Annotated in this window: 14 protein-coding genes; 6 read left to right on the top strand and 8 right to left on the bottom strand. The window is 57.1% G+C overall.

Translation table 11 applies throughout. The annotated features are described in order from the left end of the window. Window positions 1-372: 372 nt before the first annotated feature. Genes serS through G403_RS0109070 form a run of 5 tightly spaced genes read right to left on the bottom strand, consistent with a single transcriptional unit; the run spans window position 373 to window position 6688 of the window. The gene (serS, locus tag G403_RS0109090; protein ID WP_027853716.1) at window positions 373-1650 is read right to left on the bottom strand and encodes a serine--tRNA ligase; all 1278 of its coding nucleotides are present in this window, start codon (window positions 1648-1650) and stop codon (window positions 373-375) included. 30 nt (window positions 1651-1680) lie between these two features. Continuing rightward, window positions 1681-2049 carry a fluoride efflux transporter CrcB gene (gene crcB, locus G403_RS0109085; protein ID WP_342665436.1) on the bottom strand — a complete coding sequence of 123 codons (369 nt, stop codon included), beginning with the start codon at window positions 2047-2049 and terminating at the stop codon, window positions 1681-1683. Then, window positions 2049-3422, bottom strand: a complete 1374-nt coding sequence (locus G403_RS0109080; RefSeq protein ID WP_027853714.1) for a replication-associated recombination protein A — start codon at window positions 3420-3422, stop codon at window positions 2049-2051. The genes crcB and G403_RS0109080 overlap by 1 nt, the downstream gene beginning before the upstream one ends. Further along, complete coding sequence (lolA, locus tag G403_RS0109075) at window positions 3422-4054, bottom strand: outer membrane lipoprotein periplasmic chaperone LolA (protein WP_027853713.1); 633 nt, start codon at window positions 4052-4054, stop codon at window positions 3422-3424. The genes G403_RS0109080 and lolA overlap by 1 nt, the downstream gene beginning before the upstream one ends. Window positions 4055-4057: 3 nt before the next feature. Beyond that, window positions 4058-6688, bottom strand: coding sequence for a DNA translocase FtsK (locus G403_RS0109070; RefSeq protein WP_051298773.1), 2631 nt, complete (start codon window positions 6686-6688; stop codon window positions 4058-4060). A 251-nt stretch (window positions 6689-6939) separates the two neighbouring features. Here G403_RS0109070 and trxB point away from each other — a divergent pair, with 251 nt between their 5' ends. The 4 genes from trxB (at window position 6940) to infA (ending at window position 9699) form a co-directional block, all read left to right on the top strand. Beyond that, on the top strand, window positions 6940-7896 hold the full coding sequence (gene trxB, locus G403_RS0109065; protein ID WP_027853711.1) for a thioredoxin-disulfide reductase: 957 nt from the start codon (window positions 6940-6942) through the stop codon (window positions 7894-7896). A 16-nt stretch (window positions 7897-7912) separates the two neighbouring features. Further along, window positions 7913-8626 carry a leucyl/phenylalanyl-tRNA--protein transferase gene (gene aat / locus G403_RS0109060; protein ID WP_027853710.1) on the top strand — a complete coding sequence of 238 codons (714 nt, stop codon included), beginning with the start codon at window positions 7913-7915 and terminating at the stop codon, window positions 8624-8626. Beyond that, window positions 8623-9330 (top strand): arginyltransferase, encoded by a 708-nt coding sequence (locus tag G403_RS0109055; RefSeq protein WP_027853709.1) that lies wholly within the window; start codon window positions 8623-8625, stop codon window positions 9328-9330. The genes aat and G403_RS0109055 overlap by 4 nt, the downstream gene beginning before the upstream one ends. Window positions 9331-9480: 150 nt before the next feature. Continuing rightward, window positions 9481-9699 carry a translation initiation factor IF-1 gene (gene infA / locus G403_RS0109050; RefSeq protein WP_027853708.1) on the top strand — a complete coding sequence of 73 codons (219 nt, stop codon included), beginning with the start codon at window positions 9481-9483 and terminating at the stop codon, window positions 9697-9699. A 35-nt stretch (window positions 9700-9734) separates the two neighbouring features. On the opposite strand, the gene clpA is transcribed toward infA, so the two are convergent. Both clpA and clpS read right to left on the bottom strand, forming a co-directional pair. Continuing rightward, window positions 9735-11990, bottom strand: coding sequence for an ATP-dependent Clp protease ATP-binding subunit ClpA (clpA, locus tag G403_RS0109045; RefSeq protein ID WP_027853707.1), 2256 nt, complete (start codon window positions 11988-11990; stop codon window positions 9735-9737). A gap of 15 nt (window positions 11991-12005) precedes the next feature. Then, complete coding sequence (clpS, locus tag G403_RS0109040) at window positions 12006-12371, bottom strand: ATP-dependent Clp protease adapter ClpS (RefSeq protein ID WP_027853706.1); 366 nt, start codon at window positions 12369-12371, stop codon at window positions 12006-12008. Between the two features lie 226 nt (window positions 12372-12597). On the opposite strand from clpS, the gene G403_RS0109035 reads away from it, so the two are divergent. Both G403_RS0109035 and G403_RS0109030 read left to right on the top strand, forming a co-directional pair. Next, a complete protein-coding gene (locus G403_RS0109035) occupies window positions 12598-12804 on the top strand; it encodes a cold-shock protein (protein ID WP_027853705.1) in 207 nt (68 codons plus the stop codon). 134 nt (window positions 12805-12938) lie between these two features. Beyond that, window positions 12939-13535 carry a pseudouridine synthase gene (locus G403_RS0109030; protein ID WP_027853704.1) on the top strand — a complete coding sequence of 199 codons (597 nt, stop codon included), beginning with the start codon at window positions 12939-12941 and terminating at the stop codon, window positions 13533-13535. Here the strand turns inward: G403_RS0109030 and moaE are convergent. Continuing rightward, on the bottom strand, window positions 13486-13965 hold the full coding sequence (gene moaE / locus G403_RS0109025; RefSeq protein ID WP_027853703.1) for a molybdopterin synthase catalytic subunit MoaE: 480 nt from the start codon (window positions 13963-13965) through the stop codon (window positions 13486-13488). The genes G403_RS0109030 and moaE overlap by 50 nt on opposite strands. Between the last annotated feature and the right edge of the window lie 101 nt (window positions 13966-14066).

The following is a 14066-nucleotide window of genomic DNA, read 5'->3' as shown; positions in this document are numbered from 1 at the left end:
AGCAGACCTCCCAGGGTAAGACACGTGACCTTCACACTTATACCTGCCGCATCTACGACCGCTGCTCCGTGCAAGTACCGGGCTTTGAAGATATTCGACTCCTCACCCGCAGCCGTCGCCTCGTATGCGATTTCTGTTCGTCAGGCCAGTGCTTTGCCTTCGGCTTCCTTCAGATTCCACCTCGCGATGGACACCCTTGCCGTTCGGCTAGTGGTTCCCCTTGCCGGGCCCACAGAGGACTTGCACCTCCAAGTCATCCGACCGCCACCACGCGCGTCGGAACAGCGCCCGTCAAGGCGCTACGCGCCATGCCTGGCGCACAAAGCAAAAAGGCGCACCCGGGGGCACGCCTTTCTTTCAACCATCGAGCGATTAGCCGATAGTTTCGACGCCGCCCATGTACGGGCGAAGTGCCTCCGGCACTGTCACCGAGCCATCTTCGTTCTGGTAGTTCTCAAGCACTGCCACCAGGGTACGGCCCACTGCAAGACCCGAACCGTTCAGCGTGTGTACCAGCTCCGGCTTACCGGTTTCCGGATTGCGCCAGCGCGCCATCATCCGGCGGGCCTGGAAGTCGAGCATATTGGAGCAGGAGGAGATCTCACGGTATTTGGCCTGACCCGGTAACCAGACCTCAATGTCATAGGTCTTGGCCGCGCTGAAGCCCAGATCACCGCCACAGAGTACGACGACGCGGTACGGTAGATTGAGCTTCTGCAGAATCGTTTCCGCATGGCCGGTCAGCGCTTCCAGCGCGTCCCAGGATTTGGAGGGCTCGACAATGTGAACCAGCTCCACTTTTTCGAACTGGTGCTGACGAATCATACCGCGGGTATCTTTACCGGCGGAACCGGCCTCAGAGCGGAAACACGGCGTATGCGCAGTAAACTGCATCGGCAGTTGATCGGCATCGACGATCTCGTCACGCACCATATTGGTAACCGGCACCTCGGCGGTGGGGATCATATAGTAGTAACGGTCACCAAACGGCAGCTTGAACAAGTCTTCTTCAAACTTGGGTAACTGACCGGTTCCCTGCAGAGAGTCCGCGTTGACCATGTAAGGCACATAGACTTCGGTGTAGCCGTGTTCGGCGGTGTGGGTGTCGAGCATGAACTGGGTCAGTGCGCGATGAAGCCGCGCAATCGTACCTTTCATCACGGCAAAGCGTGAGCCGGTCAGCTTTGCGGCAGTTTCGAAGTCCAGCTCCAGGTTACGCTCACCCAAGGCCACATGGTCCTGCGGTTCGAACGAAAACTCACGCGGCGTACCCCACTGACGCACCTCCACGTTATCGTCTTCCGACTCGCCTTCGGGCACGGAATCATGAGGGATGTTGGGCACACCCATGAGGATATCGTCCAGCTCGGCCTGGATATCGCTGAGTTTGGCCTTGGCCGCATCCAGCTTATCGCCCAGGTTTTTTACTTCATCGAGCAAAGGCTGGATATCTTCACCTGCCGCTTTTGCCTTACCGATACTTTTCGAGCGGGTATTGCGCTCGTTCTGCAGCGACTCGGTTTCCACCTGAATCGACTTGCGCTCATTGTCCAGTTCGACAAAACGTGCCACCGGGAAATCAAATCCCTTTTTCTTCAATGACGCAGCCAACGCTTCAGGGTTGGCACGAACCAGTTTCGGATCAAGCATGGAGGACAGGTACCTTGTATTGAAAAACTGTCAGATCATTCGGGTTAAAACCAGGCCCGCATAAAGCGCGACCAAGCATAAAGCGAGGCTCAATGATATATAAATCAGGGCGGACATTATATGCCCCTCCTGAATCAAGGCCACCGTTTCCAGCGAGAATGTGGAGAAGGTGGTAAATGCCCCCATAAAACCGGTCATCAGCAGGGGCCGCATTTCCGGCGACAGGCGCGCCTTTTCCAGAATCAGGACGAAGCAGACCCCCATCAGAAAGGAGCCCACGACGTTCACGGCCAACGTGCCGACGGGCAGTCGATAATCAGCGTTGTTAAGAAACCCACTGACCCAATAACGCGCCATGGCCCCCAGCGCTCCGCCCAAGGCTATCGATAACCAGTGCATCAGCCTTCCCCCCCTCCATTGCCACTGTCGGTTCTGCCGTAGCGCTGTCGATCACTTTGCAGATCCCACTGACGCAAGCGCTCCATTTTCTCGCCCAGCTTGATCTCAAGGCCTCGCGGCTCCGGCTGATAATAGCCACGCCCGGCAATCGCTTCCGGCAGGTAACATTCTCCGGCAGCGTACGCATTCGGCTCATCATGGGCGTATCGGTATTGAGCACCGTACCCCATATCCTTCATCAATTCGGTGGGCGCGTTGCGCAGATGCTCGGGCACCTCGTAACTGGGATCAGCTCGCACATCCGCTAAACACTGATTAAAAGCCCGGTACAAGGCATTACTCTTTGGTGCCAACGCGCAATACACAGCCGCCTGAGCAATAGCGCGCTCCCCCTCGGCGGGGCCGACACGCTCAAACGCATCCCAGGCCGAAAGCGCGACCTGCATGGCTCGGGGGTCGGCGTTGCCGATATCCTCGGAGGCGATCGCCACCAAGCGCCGCGCCACGTAAAGCGGATCACAACCACCATCCAGCATGCGGCAATACCAATACAGCGCGCCATCGGGCGAGGAGCCACGTACGGACTTATGGAACGCGGATATCTGATCGTAGAAGAGATCACCGCCTTTGTCATAACGCCGCCCGCCGGCCTGCATCACTTCCTGCAAAACCTCGCTGTCCACCCGCTCCTTATCACCATCAGGACGGGCCAGATCAGCCGCAATCTCCAGCAGGTTCAGCGCACGGCGTGCATCCCCATCCGCGGCTTTGGCCAGCTTCGCAATCACATCGTCCCCCAGCTCCAGAGGACGTTTTCCCAATCCGCGCTCCGGGTCAGTTAATGCATGGGAGAGGATCCGCTCCAGCGCCGAGTCATCCAGGGAACGAAGCAGATAAACGCGGGCACGGGATAGAAGCGCATTATTCAGTTCGAAGGAGGGGTTCTCAGTGGTGGCGCCCACAAAGATGACCGTGCCATCTTCCACGTAAGGTAGAAAAGCATCCTGCTGAGACTTGTTGAAACGATGCACCTCATCCACGAACAGGATTGTTTTCCGACCGCTTTGTGCCTTGATCTGCTGCGCCTGATCCACCGCCTGACGGATATCTTTCACGCCGCTGAGTACAGCGGAAATGGTCAGAAAATGGGCGTCGACCTGATGGGCAATCAACCGGGCCAGCGTGGTTTTGCCGACACCGGGCGGCCCCCAGAAGATCATCGAGTGGATCAGCCCCTGTTCAAGTGCCTGACGCAGCGGCTTATGCGCCCCAAACAGGTGCTCCTGGCCCATATACTCATCCAGTGAGCGGGGCCGCATTCGTGCCGCCAACGGCTCATAACTGGGTGTTTGATCAGCAAACAGGTCCTGCATCAGACCCCCGGATCCAGAATAACGTCGACCCCGGCGGGCGGTTCAAAACTGAAACGGGATGGGTCAATCGCGCCATCCAGTTCAATATTGCTGAGAACAATTGCAGTGCGTTGTCCCAGACTGTCTTCCAACATCAGTTCGGACAGTATCTGGTTTTCGAACAGTAAACGAATCCTTACGAAGCTGCTGTTCTGAGGCTCTTTGGGCAGAAGCTCGTAAACCGCCCGGCTATCGGTCTGCTCCAACGCGGAGATGTCATAAGCCCGCTCCAGCGCATCAACCTCTCCGTTAAGAATCTGGGCCGGTGCACTGTCGTTTTGATTGCCAGCCGGCTTGCGCGTCACCTGCTCCAGATCCGGATCGAAAACCCAGATGTAATCGCCATCGCTGACAATACGCTGGGGAAAGGGTGTCTCCGTGCGCCAGTCAAACCGGCCCGGACGATCGATCGCAAAATCTCCGCTGGAGTGCTCCTGTCGACGTCCCCCTTCCGACACCGTGTACTGATCGAATTCGGCCTCAATCCGGTCGTGCCCCATCAGCAAGGCTTCCAGGTCATCACTGGCATCGGCATAAGCCAGAGAAACAGAAGCAGCCGCAAGTAAACAGGCTGCCAAGAACGGCTTTTTCATGGTCTAGTCCCTTGGTGGTGGCGGTGCCAGAACTTCACGCTGGCCATTGCTACCCGCTTCAGTTATGACACCGGCGGCTTCCATCGATTCAATCATTCGAGCAGCACGGTTGTAGCCGATCTTGAGCTTGCGCTGTACCGAGGAGATCGAGGCTTTGCGTGACTCGGTCACAAAGGCCACCGCCTCGTCATACAGCGGGTCCGCCTCATCATCAAACAGGTTGCCGCTGGAACCTCCACCCTCACCACCGGGCTCAGTCAGGATTTCGTCGATATAGACCGGAGACCCTACTGCCCTCCAGGCCTCCACGGTCCGGTGAACCTCATCATCACTGACGAAGGCACCATGCACACGGTTGGGAACGCTGGTTCCTGCCGGCAGGTAAAGCATATCGCCATAGCCCAGCAGGTTTTCCGCGCCGGACTGATCAAGAATGGTCCGTGAGTCGATTTTCGAGGACACCTGGAACGCAATACGGGTCGGCACGTTAGCCTTGATCAGACCGGTGATTACGTCCACGGAGGGACGCTGTGTGGCCAAAATCAGGTGAATACCGGCCGCCCTCGCCTTCTGTGCGATCCGCGCAATCAACTCCTCAACCTTCTTGCCCACCATCATCATCATGTCGGCGAACTCGTCCACCACCACGACGATATAGGGTAGCGATTCCAGGTAGGGTGCCGGCTCATCCGGGTCAAGCCCCTGCTCCTGCGGATTCCACAGCGGATCGCGCAGCGGCTCACCGGCAGCCTGGGCCTTGGCCAGCTTCTCGTTGAAACCGGCGATATTGCGCACGCCCATCTTCGCCATCAGCCGGTAACGGCGCTCCATTTCAGCGACACACCAGCGCAAGCCACCGGCCGCTTCTTTCATATCCGTGATAACCGGTGTTAGCAGATGCGGAATACCGTCATAGATCGACAGCTCCAGCATCTTCGGATCCACCAGCATCAGGCGCACCTCATCCGGCGTGGCCTTGAACAGCAGACTCAATAGCATGGCGTTGACGCCCACCGACTTACCGGAGCCCGTGGTACCGGCTACCAGTAGGTGGGGCATCTTGGCCAGGTTGGCGACCACCGGGTTACCGGCGATATCGTTGCCCAATGCCAGCGTCAGGCGCGAACTGGCTTCCAGATATGGTTTGGCGTTAAGCACCTCGCTGAGGCGAACAGTTTGGCGAGAGGAGTTGGGAATCTCGATACCGACCACCGATTTGCCCGGAATCACCTCCACCACACGCACACTCATCACCGCCATGGAGCGCGCCAGATCCCGCGCCAGGTTGGAGATTTTGCTGGCCTTGACCCCGGGTGCGGGCTGAATTTCGAACCGGGTAATCACGGGCCCCGGGTTGACCTCAACCACCTCAGCAATGACGCCGAAGTCTTTCAGCTTCTCCTCGAGAAGCCGCGACATGTCCTCAAGCTCCTCTTCGGTGAAGCCGGTATCGGTCTGAAGCTCGGGCGGGTCGAGCAGGTCCAGTGAAGGTATAACGGGCGCCGCTTTGCGACTGGTGGCACCCGCTTTGCTATCGCCGGGATGATCCTCATCCTCCACCAACGGCTTATGCGACTCGGAAAGCGGCACAATCTTCACGCTGCGCCGACTACTACCGACCGGTGACTCAGACTCAGCCGGCACTGATTCCGTCCGCGGAGCGTCAGGTTCCGCCCGCACCGCGTCGTCATTGCTTGCCCAGGGTGGCTCAGGGTCCCCTTCGTCTTGATCCAAGCCATCCAGGGAGAATGAGGGCTCCACCCGCGCATCATCGTCTTCGTCTTTGAACGCCCCGGCAAATGGCTCAGTGCGCGCACGAATCACCGCTTCCGATTCCGGCGCTGCCCGGCTCGGCTGCGGCTCAGTGCGTTTCTGTTCAGCTGAGGCAGTTCCCGTTGATTCCGGCTCGACGCGCCGGGCAACAGGCTGAGGGGTTGAACGCGAGGATTGCGGTCGCGTCTCCCGGGCTTGGGATTCCCCCTCATTGTGAGAGGAACCACCCCGCCGAGAGGCGCTCGCCAGGCCGGAAATTTTTCCAGACGCTTTTAAGATTAACCCCCCACAGCTCTCCAGCGCGGTACGCCAGGAGACCTCTGCGTAGAGCGTTAAACCAAACAGAAACAGTGTCCAATGGATGACCGAGCCACCGACCATGTTCAGCCATATTACCGTCAGGTCTGACAGAGCCTGGCCAACGAGCCCACCGGCGGTGAATGGATACTGAAGCGCTTCATTGGAGAGATGGAGCGACGCCAGAGAAGCAAAACTTACCAGCATCAGCGCCGCCCCGGTCGTGCGAAGCATCACAAAAGGGATTGCATCAAGCAGGCCGGCACCGCGACGGCGAATAAAACGCACCGCTGGCAAAATCACTAAGAACGGCAGCAGATACGCTGCAAGCCCGAACAGAGAAATGGCAAAGTCCGCCACCCAGGCACCCGAAATCCCGGTCAGGTTATTGACCTTGCTCTGGTAACCCAAATGCGACCAGCCAGGATCGCGTGGGTCGTAACTGACCAGTGCCAGTAGCAAAAACAGGTTGATGCCGATGGCCAGAATCAAGCCCGACTCTTTGGCCACGCGGGCCAGATGGGCGCCCATCGCCCTCGGGGAATTAATGCGCTTTTCGCTCAAGCTGGATCCCTTAACTGCAACTCTCGATCAAAGTGGGCAAAAATAACATACCGCCCGTTGCGATAGTAATTTGCCGACAATTTTATCGACTAAGTCAGGCTCGCTTCAGCCCCTCTATCATCGCTGTCCATGGACATTGAGAGGCGGTAAAGGTAAATTTCTCGGCATTGTATTGCCGCTTTTTGGCCCCAATTAACTGGGTCTAGCCGTACCGGCCTTCCTCAATCTTTTCAGTAAACAGTTGGATCATCATGAGCGAAACCAAGCATCACCGCCTGATTATTCTGGGTTCCGGCCCTGCCGGTTATACCGCTGCCGTTTATGCAGCCCGCGCCAACCTGAACCCGGTTGTGATTACCGGCATGCAGGCCGGCGGCCAGCTGACCACCACCACTGAAGTGGACAACTGGCCCGGCGATGTGGACGGGGTTCAGGGTCCGGAGCTGATGCAGCGCATGCAGGCTCATGCGGAACGCTTCAATACCGAAGTTATCTTCGACCATATTAACGAAACCGACCTGCAGAACCGCCCCTTCCGCCTGAAAGGCGATATGGGCGAGTACACCTGTGATGCGCTGATCATTGCCACCGGGGCCTCCGCCCAGTACCTGGGGCTCGAGTCGGAAGAAGCATTCAAGGGTAAAGGCGTTAGCGCCTGCGCCACCTGCGACGGTTTCTTCTACCGGGGCCAGAAAGTCGCTGTCATCGGCGGTGGCAACACGGCGGTTGAAGAGGCGCTGTACCTCTCCAACATCGCGGCCGAGGTCACCCTGATTCACCGCCGCGACAGCCTGCGCAGTGAAAAAATTCTGCAGGACCAGCTGTTTGAAAAAGCCAAGAACGGTAACGTCAAGATCCTCTGGAACCATCAGCTCGACGAAGTGCTGGGTGATGACTCCGGCGTGACCGGTCTGCGTGCCAAAAGCACCGAGGATGGATCAACTCAGGAGCTGGAGCTGCAGGGCGTTTTTATCGCCATCGGTCACCGTCCAAACACCGAGCTGTTCGAAGGGCAGCTGGATATGAACAACGGCTACCTGAAGATCCGTTCCGGCCTGGAAGGCAATGCGACTCAGACCAATGTAGAGGGCGTCTTCGCCGCCGGTGACGTATGCGATCATATTTATCGTCAGGCAGTCACCTCTGCAGGCTTCGGCTGCATGGCCGCGCTGGATGCAGAGCGTTACCTCGACAGCCTGGGCAAATAAAGACGGCCAACTCAGGATGATCCCCTGGCTTCACCCTATCCAGCTCGAGTTTCCTCCCGTCGAGCTGGCCCTGGCCGACCCGGACGGCCTGCTGGCAGCGGGGGGTGATCTGCGCCCGGAACGGATTCTAAGCGCCTACCGACAGGGGATTTTTCCGTGGTACAACCCGGGCGAACCGATACTTTGGTGGAGCCCGGACCCGCGCTGTGTTTTACATCCGCAAGACCTCCATATCTCCCGCAGCCTGCGCAAAAAGCTGCGTAAAATGGACTACCGTGTAACTTTCGACCAGGCATTCGATGACGTTATCCAGGCGTGCGCTGAACCGCGCAACTACAGTGCGGGCACCTGGATCAGCCCTGACATGATGGCCGCCTATAGCCGCCTCCACTGGCTTGGCCATGGGCACTCGGTGGAAGTGTGGCAGGGTGATACATTAATCGGCGGGCTTTACGGTCTGGCACTGGGGCGGGTCTTTTTCGGTGAGTCGATGTTCAGCCGCCGCACCGATGCCTCGAAAATCGCGTTTGTTTACCTGGTCGAACATCTTGAAAAATGGGGCTATGCTTTAGTCGATTGCCAGGTGTATAACGATCATCTGGCCAGCCTCGGTGCCTCAGAGGTACCACGCCGTCGGTTCGTTGCCGAACTCGAAGAGCTGGTCAGTCAGACGCTGTCTCATTCCTGGCAAGTAACGCCGTTGTACCAGCGCGAGAGCGAAGCGGAATGAGCAACCTGCAAACCCTGCGTTTCTACGCAACACCCCCACACGACTGCAGCTACCTTCCCGGACGCAAGGCTAAAACCCTGTTTGTGGACCCACAGGCCTCAATCACTCCTGAGATTTACAGTGAACTCAGTGATCTGGGTTTCCGCCGCAGCGGCTCACACATCTACCGCCCCCATTGCGACAACTGCAATGCCTGTGTGTCGGTGCGTATACCAACGCGCTTTTTCGCCCCCTCAAAGACTCAGCGCCGAATCTGGCGGCGCAACGACGACCTAAAGGTCAAACGGGTCCCTGCACAACTAACGATCGAATATTACCGGCTGTACGACCGATACATCACCGAACGCCATGCAGACGGGGACATGTATCCACCCTCCCCCAGCCAGTTCATGAGCTTTCTGGTCGAGGGAAAGCAGCCCAGCTGCTTTTACGAGTTTCGTGACCCGGACAACCAGTTGATCTGCATCGCCGTTACTGACATGTTGGATCAGGGACTGTCTGCCCTCTACACATTTTACGCGCCAGACCAGGAAAAACGCAGTCTGGGTACCTATGCCATTCTTTGGCAAGTGGAGGAGGCCAAACGGCAGGGGCTTGATTATCTGTACCTGGGGTACTGGGTCAGGGACTGCCGAAAAATGAACTACAAGACCGCTTACCGTCCGCTGGATATGCTGATCGCCGACCGCTGGGTACGGGTCTAAACACGCCTTAAACGCCTTCGAACAGCAACGCCTACCTTATTTCTCTTTGATATAGCACGCCAGTTCAGGCAAAATAATGCGCTTTCCGACCGGCGTGACTCCGATTGTTCGTATTGCCGGGATTAAAAACAGCCCAGAGGTAATGTGTGAATGGCCAAAGAAGACTCAATTGAAATGGAAGGCACCGTCGTCGACACCCTGCCCAACACCATGTTCCGCGTGGAGTTGGAAAATGGGCACGTCGTCACTGCCCACATTTCGGGTAAGATGCGTAAGAACTACATCCGTATTCTGACCGGTGACAAGGTCAAGGTAGAACTGACGCCTTACGACCTGAGCAAAGGCCGTATCGTATACCGCGCCCGCTGATCCTTCAGCCGCGCGGTATCCTAACGGTGGGCAGCTTATGCTGCCACCGTGGCCAACTCCAGCTTCAGCTCCCCATCCTCATTCACGACGATATCCACATCGCCGCCGTTTTCAGCAAGCTCCCCGAATAGAATCATTTCAGCCAGCGGCTTCTTGATCTTTTCCTGGATCAGGCGCTGCATGGGACGGGCGCCCATCAGTTCATCGTAACCATGCTCGGCCAGCCAGTTTCGAGCGTCATCATCAACGTGGAGTACAACGCGCTTCTCATCAAGCTGCGCCTGCAGCTCGGTCAGGAACTTGTCGACCACACCTTTAACAATGTTGAGCGTCAACGGCTTGAACTGGATTACCGCGTCCAGACGGTTGCGGAACTCCGGTGTAAACAGTTTTTTAATCGCCTCCATGCCATCGGTACTGTGATCCTGCTGCGTAAAGCCGATGGACGGGCGACTCATCTGCTCTGCACCGGCGTTGGTGGTCATTACCAGAATCACATTGCGGAAGTCCGCCTTGCGCCCGTTGTTATCGGTAAGCGTACCGTTGTCCATTACCTGCAGCAGGAGGTTGAACACTTCCGGATGTGCCTTCTCGATCTCATCGAGCAGCAACACGCAGTGCGGCGACTTGGTGATCGCCTCAGTCAGCAACCCGCCCTGATCAAAGCCCACATAACCCGGGGGCGCACCGATCAGGCGCGATACCGTATGACGCTCCATATACTCCGACATATCGAAGCGCACCAGCTCAATACCCAGGATACGAGCCAGCTGGGTGGTGACCTCGGTTTTACCCACCCCGGTAGGACCGGAGAACAGGAAGGAGCCGACCGGCTTGTTCGGCGTATTAAGCCCGGCACGGGAGAGCTTGATCGCGGCGGAGAGCGTGGTAATCGCCTCGTCCTGTCCCAGCACCACCATTTTGAGGTTGCTTTCCAGCTTGGCCAGCTGCTCTTTGTCGGAGACGGAAACGCTCTTCGGCGGGATACGCGCAATCTTGGCGACAACGGCCTCCACCTCGGTGACATCCACGACCGACTTGCGTTGATCTTCCGGCAGCAGTCGCTGGTAGGCACCCGCTTCATCAATGACATCGATCGCCTTGTCCGGCATATGCTTGTCATTGATGTAACGATCCGCCAGCTCTGCCGCTGCCTTCAGCGCCTCATCAGTGTATTTGAGCTCATGATGCTCTTCGAACCGGGACTTGAGCCCGCGCAGAATCTGATAGGTATCACTGACACTGGGCTCAAGCACATCCACTTTCTGGAAGCGGCGCGCCAGCGCCCGGTCTTTCTCGAAAATACCCCGGAATTCCTGGAATGTGGTAGAACCGATGCAACGAATCTCACCGGAGCTCAGCAATGGCTTAAGCAGGTTGGACGCATCCATCGATCCACCGGAAGCTGCACCGGCACCGATGATAGTATGGATCTCATCAATAAAGAGAATCGCATGGGGTTGCTTTTTGATCTCGGCCAGCAATCCCTTGAGACGCTTCTCGAAATCACCGCGGTATTTAGTCCCGGCCAGCAACGCCCCCAGATCCAGCGCATAGACCACGCTGTCAGCGATAATATCCGGCACCTTCTCTTCAATAATCAATTTGGCCAGACCTTCCGCGATGGCGGTTTTACCCACCCCGGCCTCGCCCACCAACAGTGGGTTATTCTTGCGCCGACGCGAGAGGATCTGAACTACGCGCTCCACTTCGGAGTCACGCCCCACCAGCGGGTCGATCTGACCCAGTGCCGCCTGCTGGTTCAAGTTGACAGCATACTGGCTGAGCTGACTCTTGCCGGATTCACCGCCCTCCTCTTCGGTGATCGACTCGCTTTCCTGAGCGTCCTGGTCGCCGACCTTGGATATCCCGTGGGAGATGTAATTGACTACATCAATGCGCTCAATGCCCTGCTGCTGCAGCACGTACACGGCATGGCTTTCCTGCTCGCTGTAGATCGCTACCAGCACGTTGGCTCCGCTGACTTCAGCCTTGCCGGAGGACTGGACATGAAATACGGCGCGCTGAAGTACACGCTGGAACCCCAGGGTCGGCTGGGTTTCAAGGTTGGGAACATTCTGCGGCAGAAGCGGCGTTGTCTCGTCGATAAATACGGAAAGCTGCTGACGCAACCGATCGAAATCAGCACCACAGGCGTGTAAGACTTCCGCCGCCTGGCGGTTGTCCAACAGCGCCAGCAACAGGTGCTCGACGGTCATAAACTCATGATGCTTGTCCCGGGCTGCCTTGAAGGCTGCACTGAGGGTTTCTTCAAGCTCGCGATTCAACATGTTTGCAGCCTCCTGTCAGACTGTCTCTACTTCACACAGCAACGGGTGCTTGTTCTCTCTGGAATATTGATTCACCTGCGCCGCTTTAGTTTCAGCCACATCTCGAGTGTAGACGCCACAGACGCCCTTACCCTGAGTATGGACCGACAACATCACTTGTGTCGCCTTTTCCTGATTCATATTGAAAAAAATCATCAGAACTTCAACCACGAAATCCATGGGGGTGTAGTCGTCATTCATCAATACCACCCGATACATCGGGGGGCGTTTGAGCTCCGGTTTGGTCTTCTCCGTAGCGACGGAACCGGTGCCGTCCTGTTGGTCGTCATGGTCCGGATCGTCCCCGGAAAAACGGATAATACTGTTCGAGTAAACCGACATAAGTAACTGTTTTCTTTGCATTCCGATAATGTGTGTTAATCAGGCCTAGTGTCACGCCGACCAAATGTTATACTGCCCGCAGCAGGAGTGTTCTCCCCAGTATCTGTAGTCCCTGCAATGATGTAAAGGAGTACCTTCCACGGAATTAATCCCGTGGAGGTTCGCGTTTCAGGCACCACCCCCAGGTGGCGTGCCTTTAGTAAAGCGAAATCAATGGGAGCGACATATGCAGACAGGGAAAGTGAAGTGGTTCAACAACGCCAAGGGATACGGCTTTATCCTCTCGGAAGCATACGACGAGGAGTTGTTCGCCCACTTCTCTGCCATTCTGGCTGAGGGCTACAAGAGCCTGAAAGCCGGGCAGACCGTCCAGTTTGAGACCAAGGCAGGCCCCAAGGGAATCCACGCTATCAATATCCGCGCGCTGGATTGACCCGACCCGGTTTCGGGTTTGGCTATAACGAAATCCAGCACTCTCATGCCTTTCATGGGGGTGTAGATTTCACTCATCCTGGGTTACGGGATAATCGATATTTTCTACGTACAGCAGGCCGCTCACCACCCGCCATGGCACGCATCTTTTTGGTCAACAAGCCCTTTCAGGTACTCTGCCAGTTCACTGATTCAGAAGGGCGCCAAACACTGGCCGATTTCATCGACGAATCCGGTGTTTATCCAGCAGGCCGGCTCGACTACGACTCCGAAGGGCTACTGATACTGACCGATGACGGTCAGCTCCAGCATCGTCTGGCCAACCCTCGATTCAAACTGGAAAAGACATACTGGGTACAAGTCGAAGGGGAGATGGATGAGGCGGCTATGGACAGGTTACGCCGGGGCGTCACACTTAAGGATGGCCCCACTCGGCCAGCACGGGTTCGCAAAATAACAGCTCCTGACATCTGGCCCAGGAATCCACCTATTCGCCAGCGCGCCAACCAGGCCACCAGCTGGATAGAGATCATCATCAGTGAAGGCCGCAACCGCCAGGTACGGCGCATGACCGCCGCTGTCGGCTTCCCTACCCTGCGCCTGATACGCTACGCCATCGGCAACTGGACACTGGATGATCTATCGCCGGGCGAATACCGCCCGGAGCAGGTCAACCTGCCGGTTACGACGCCCCGTCCCCGTCGCCCTGGCGCCAAGCGTCGGCCGCGTTGAGATCAGAGTCTTTCTGATCAACCCAGCGCTCTCCATCTAACGCCACCTCTTTCTTCCACAAGGGCGCATCACGTTTGAGGTAATCCATGATAAAACGCGCCGCCTCGAAAGCAGCCTCCCGATGAGCGCTTGCCACGCCGACAAAGACAATGGGATCCCCCGGCTCAAGACGCCCCACACGATGAACCACCACCACCGACCCAAGTGACCAGCGCGCTCTGGCCTGCTCCACTATTTTAGCTAGAGCGCGCTCCGTCATTCCGGGGTAGTGCTCCAGCTCCAGCGCCCTGAGCTCTGCGTTATCGAGGTCACGCACACGGCCGGTAAAGGTCACTACCGCACCACACCGGGCACCATCGGTTTGCAGCAACTGATCCAGCGCAAGCAGGTCAAACGTCTCTCGCTGCACCCGTACTTCGGTCTGCCCCATGGAAGAACTCCCCCAAATAAATCGATTACCGGCATAGCCCGTTATTCGTCGCCAACCGGCCAAACTGGTATTATCTCTGTAGCGAAGACAAAATTCATCCT

This window comes from Marinobacterium litorale DSM 23545 (genome assembly GCF_000428985.1).
Classification (GTDB): domain Bacteria; phylum Pseudomonadota; class Gammaproteobacteria; order Pseudomonadales; family Balneatricaceae; genus Marinobacterium_D; species Marinobacterium_D litorale.
This window is presented reverse-complemented; position numbering and strand designations above follow the sequence as displayed.

Bases quoted from the DNA above. Each gene is read 5' to 3' on its own strand.
- G403_RS0109030 (WP_027853704.1), top strand. From the start codon at position 12,939: ATGGCACGCATCTTTTTGGTCAACAAGCCCTTTCAGGTACTCTGCCAG.
- moaE (WP_027853703.1), bottom strand. From the start codon at position 13,965: ATGGGGCAGACCGAAGTACGGGTGCAGCGAGAGACGTTTGACCTGCTT.
- serS (WP_027853716.1), bottom strand. From the start codon at position 1,650: ATGCTTGATCCGAAACTGGTTCGTGCCAACCCTGAAGCGTTGGCTGCG.
- clpA (WP_027853707.1), bottom strand. From the start codon at position 11,990: ATGTTGAATCGCGAGCTTGAAGAAACCCTCAGTGCAGCCTTCAAGGCA.
- infA (WP_027853708.1), top strand. From the start codon at position 9,481: ATGGCCAAAGAAGACTCAATTGAAATGGAAGGCACCGTCGTCGACACC.
- G403_RS0109035 (WP_027853705.1), top strand. From the start codon at position 12,598: ATGCAGACAGGGAAAGTGAAGTGGTTCAACAACGCCAAGGGATACGGC.
- aat (WP_027853710.1), top strand. From the start codon at position 7,913: ATGATCCCCTGGCTTCACCCTATCCAGCTCGAGTTTCCTCCCGTCGAG.
- G403_RS0109055 (WP_027853709.1), top strand. From the start codon at position 8,623: ATGAGCAACCTGCAAACCCTGCGTTTCTACGCAACACCCCCACACGAC.
- clpS (WP_027853706.1), bottom strand. From the start codon at position 12,371: ATGTCGGTTTACTCGAACAGTATTATCCGTTTTTCCGGGGACGATCCG.
- crcB (WP_342665436.1), bottom strand. From the start codon at position 2,049: ATGCACTGGTTATCGATAGCCTTGGGCGGAGCGCTGGGGGCCATGGCG.
- lolA (WP_027853713.1), bottom strand. From the start codon at position 4,054: ATGAAAAAGCCGTTCTTGGCAGCCTGTTTACTTGCGGCTGCTTCTGTT.
- trxB (WP_027853711.1), top strand. From the start codon at position 6,940: ATGAGCGAAACCAAGCATCACCGCCTGATTATTCTGGGTTCCGGCCCT.
- G403_RS0109080 (WP_027853714.1), bottom strand. From the start codon at position 3,422: ATGCAGGACCTGTTTGCTGATCAAACACCCAGTTATGAGCCGTTGGCG.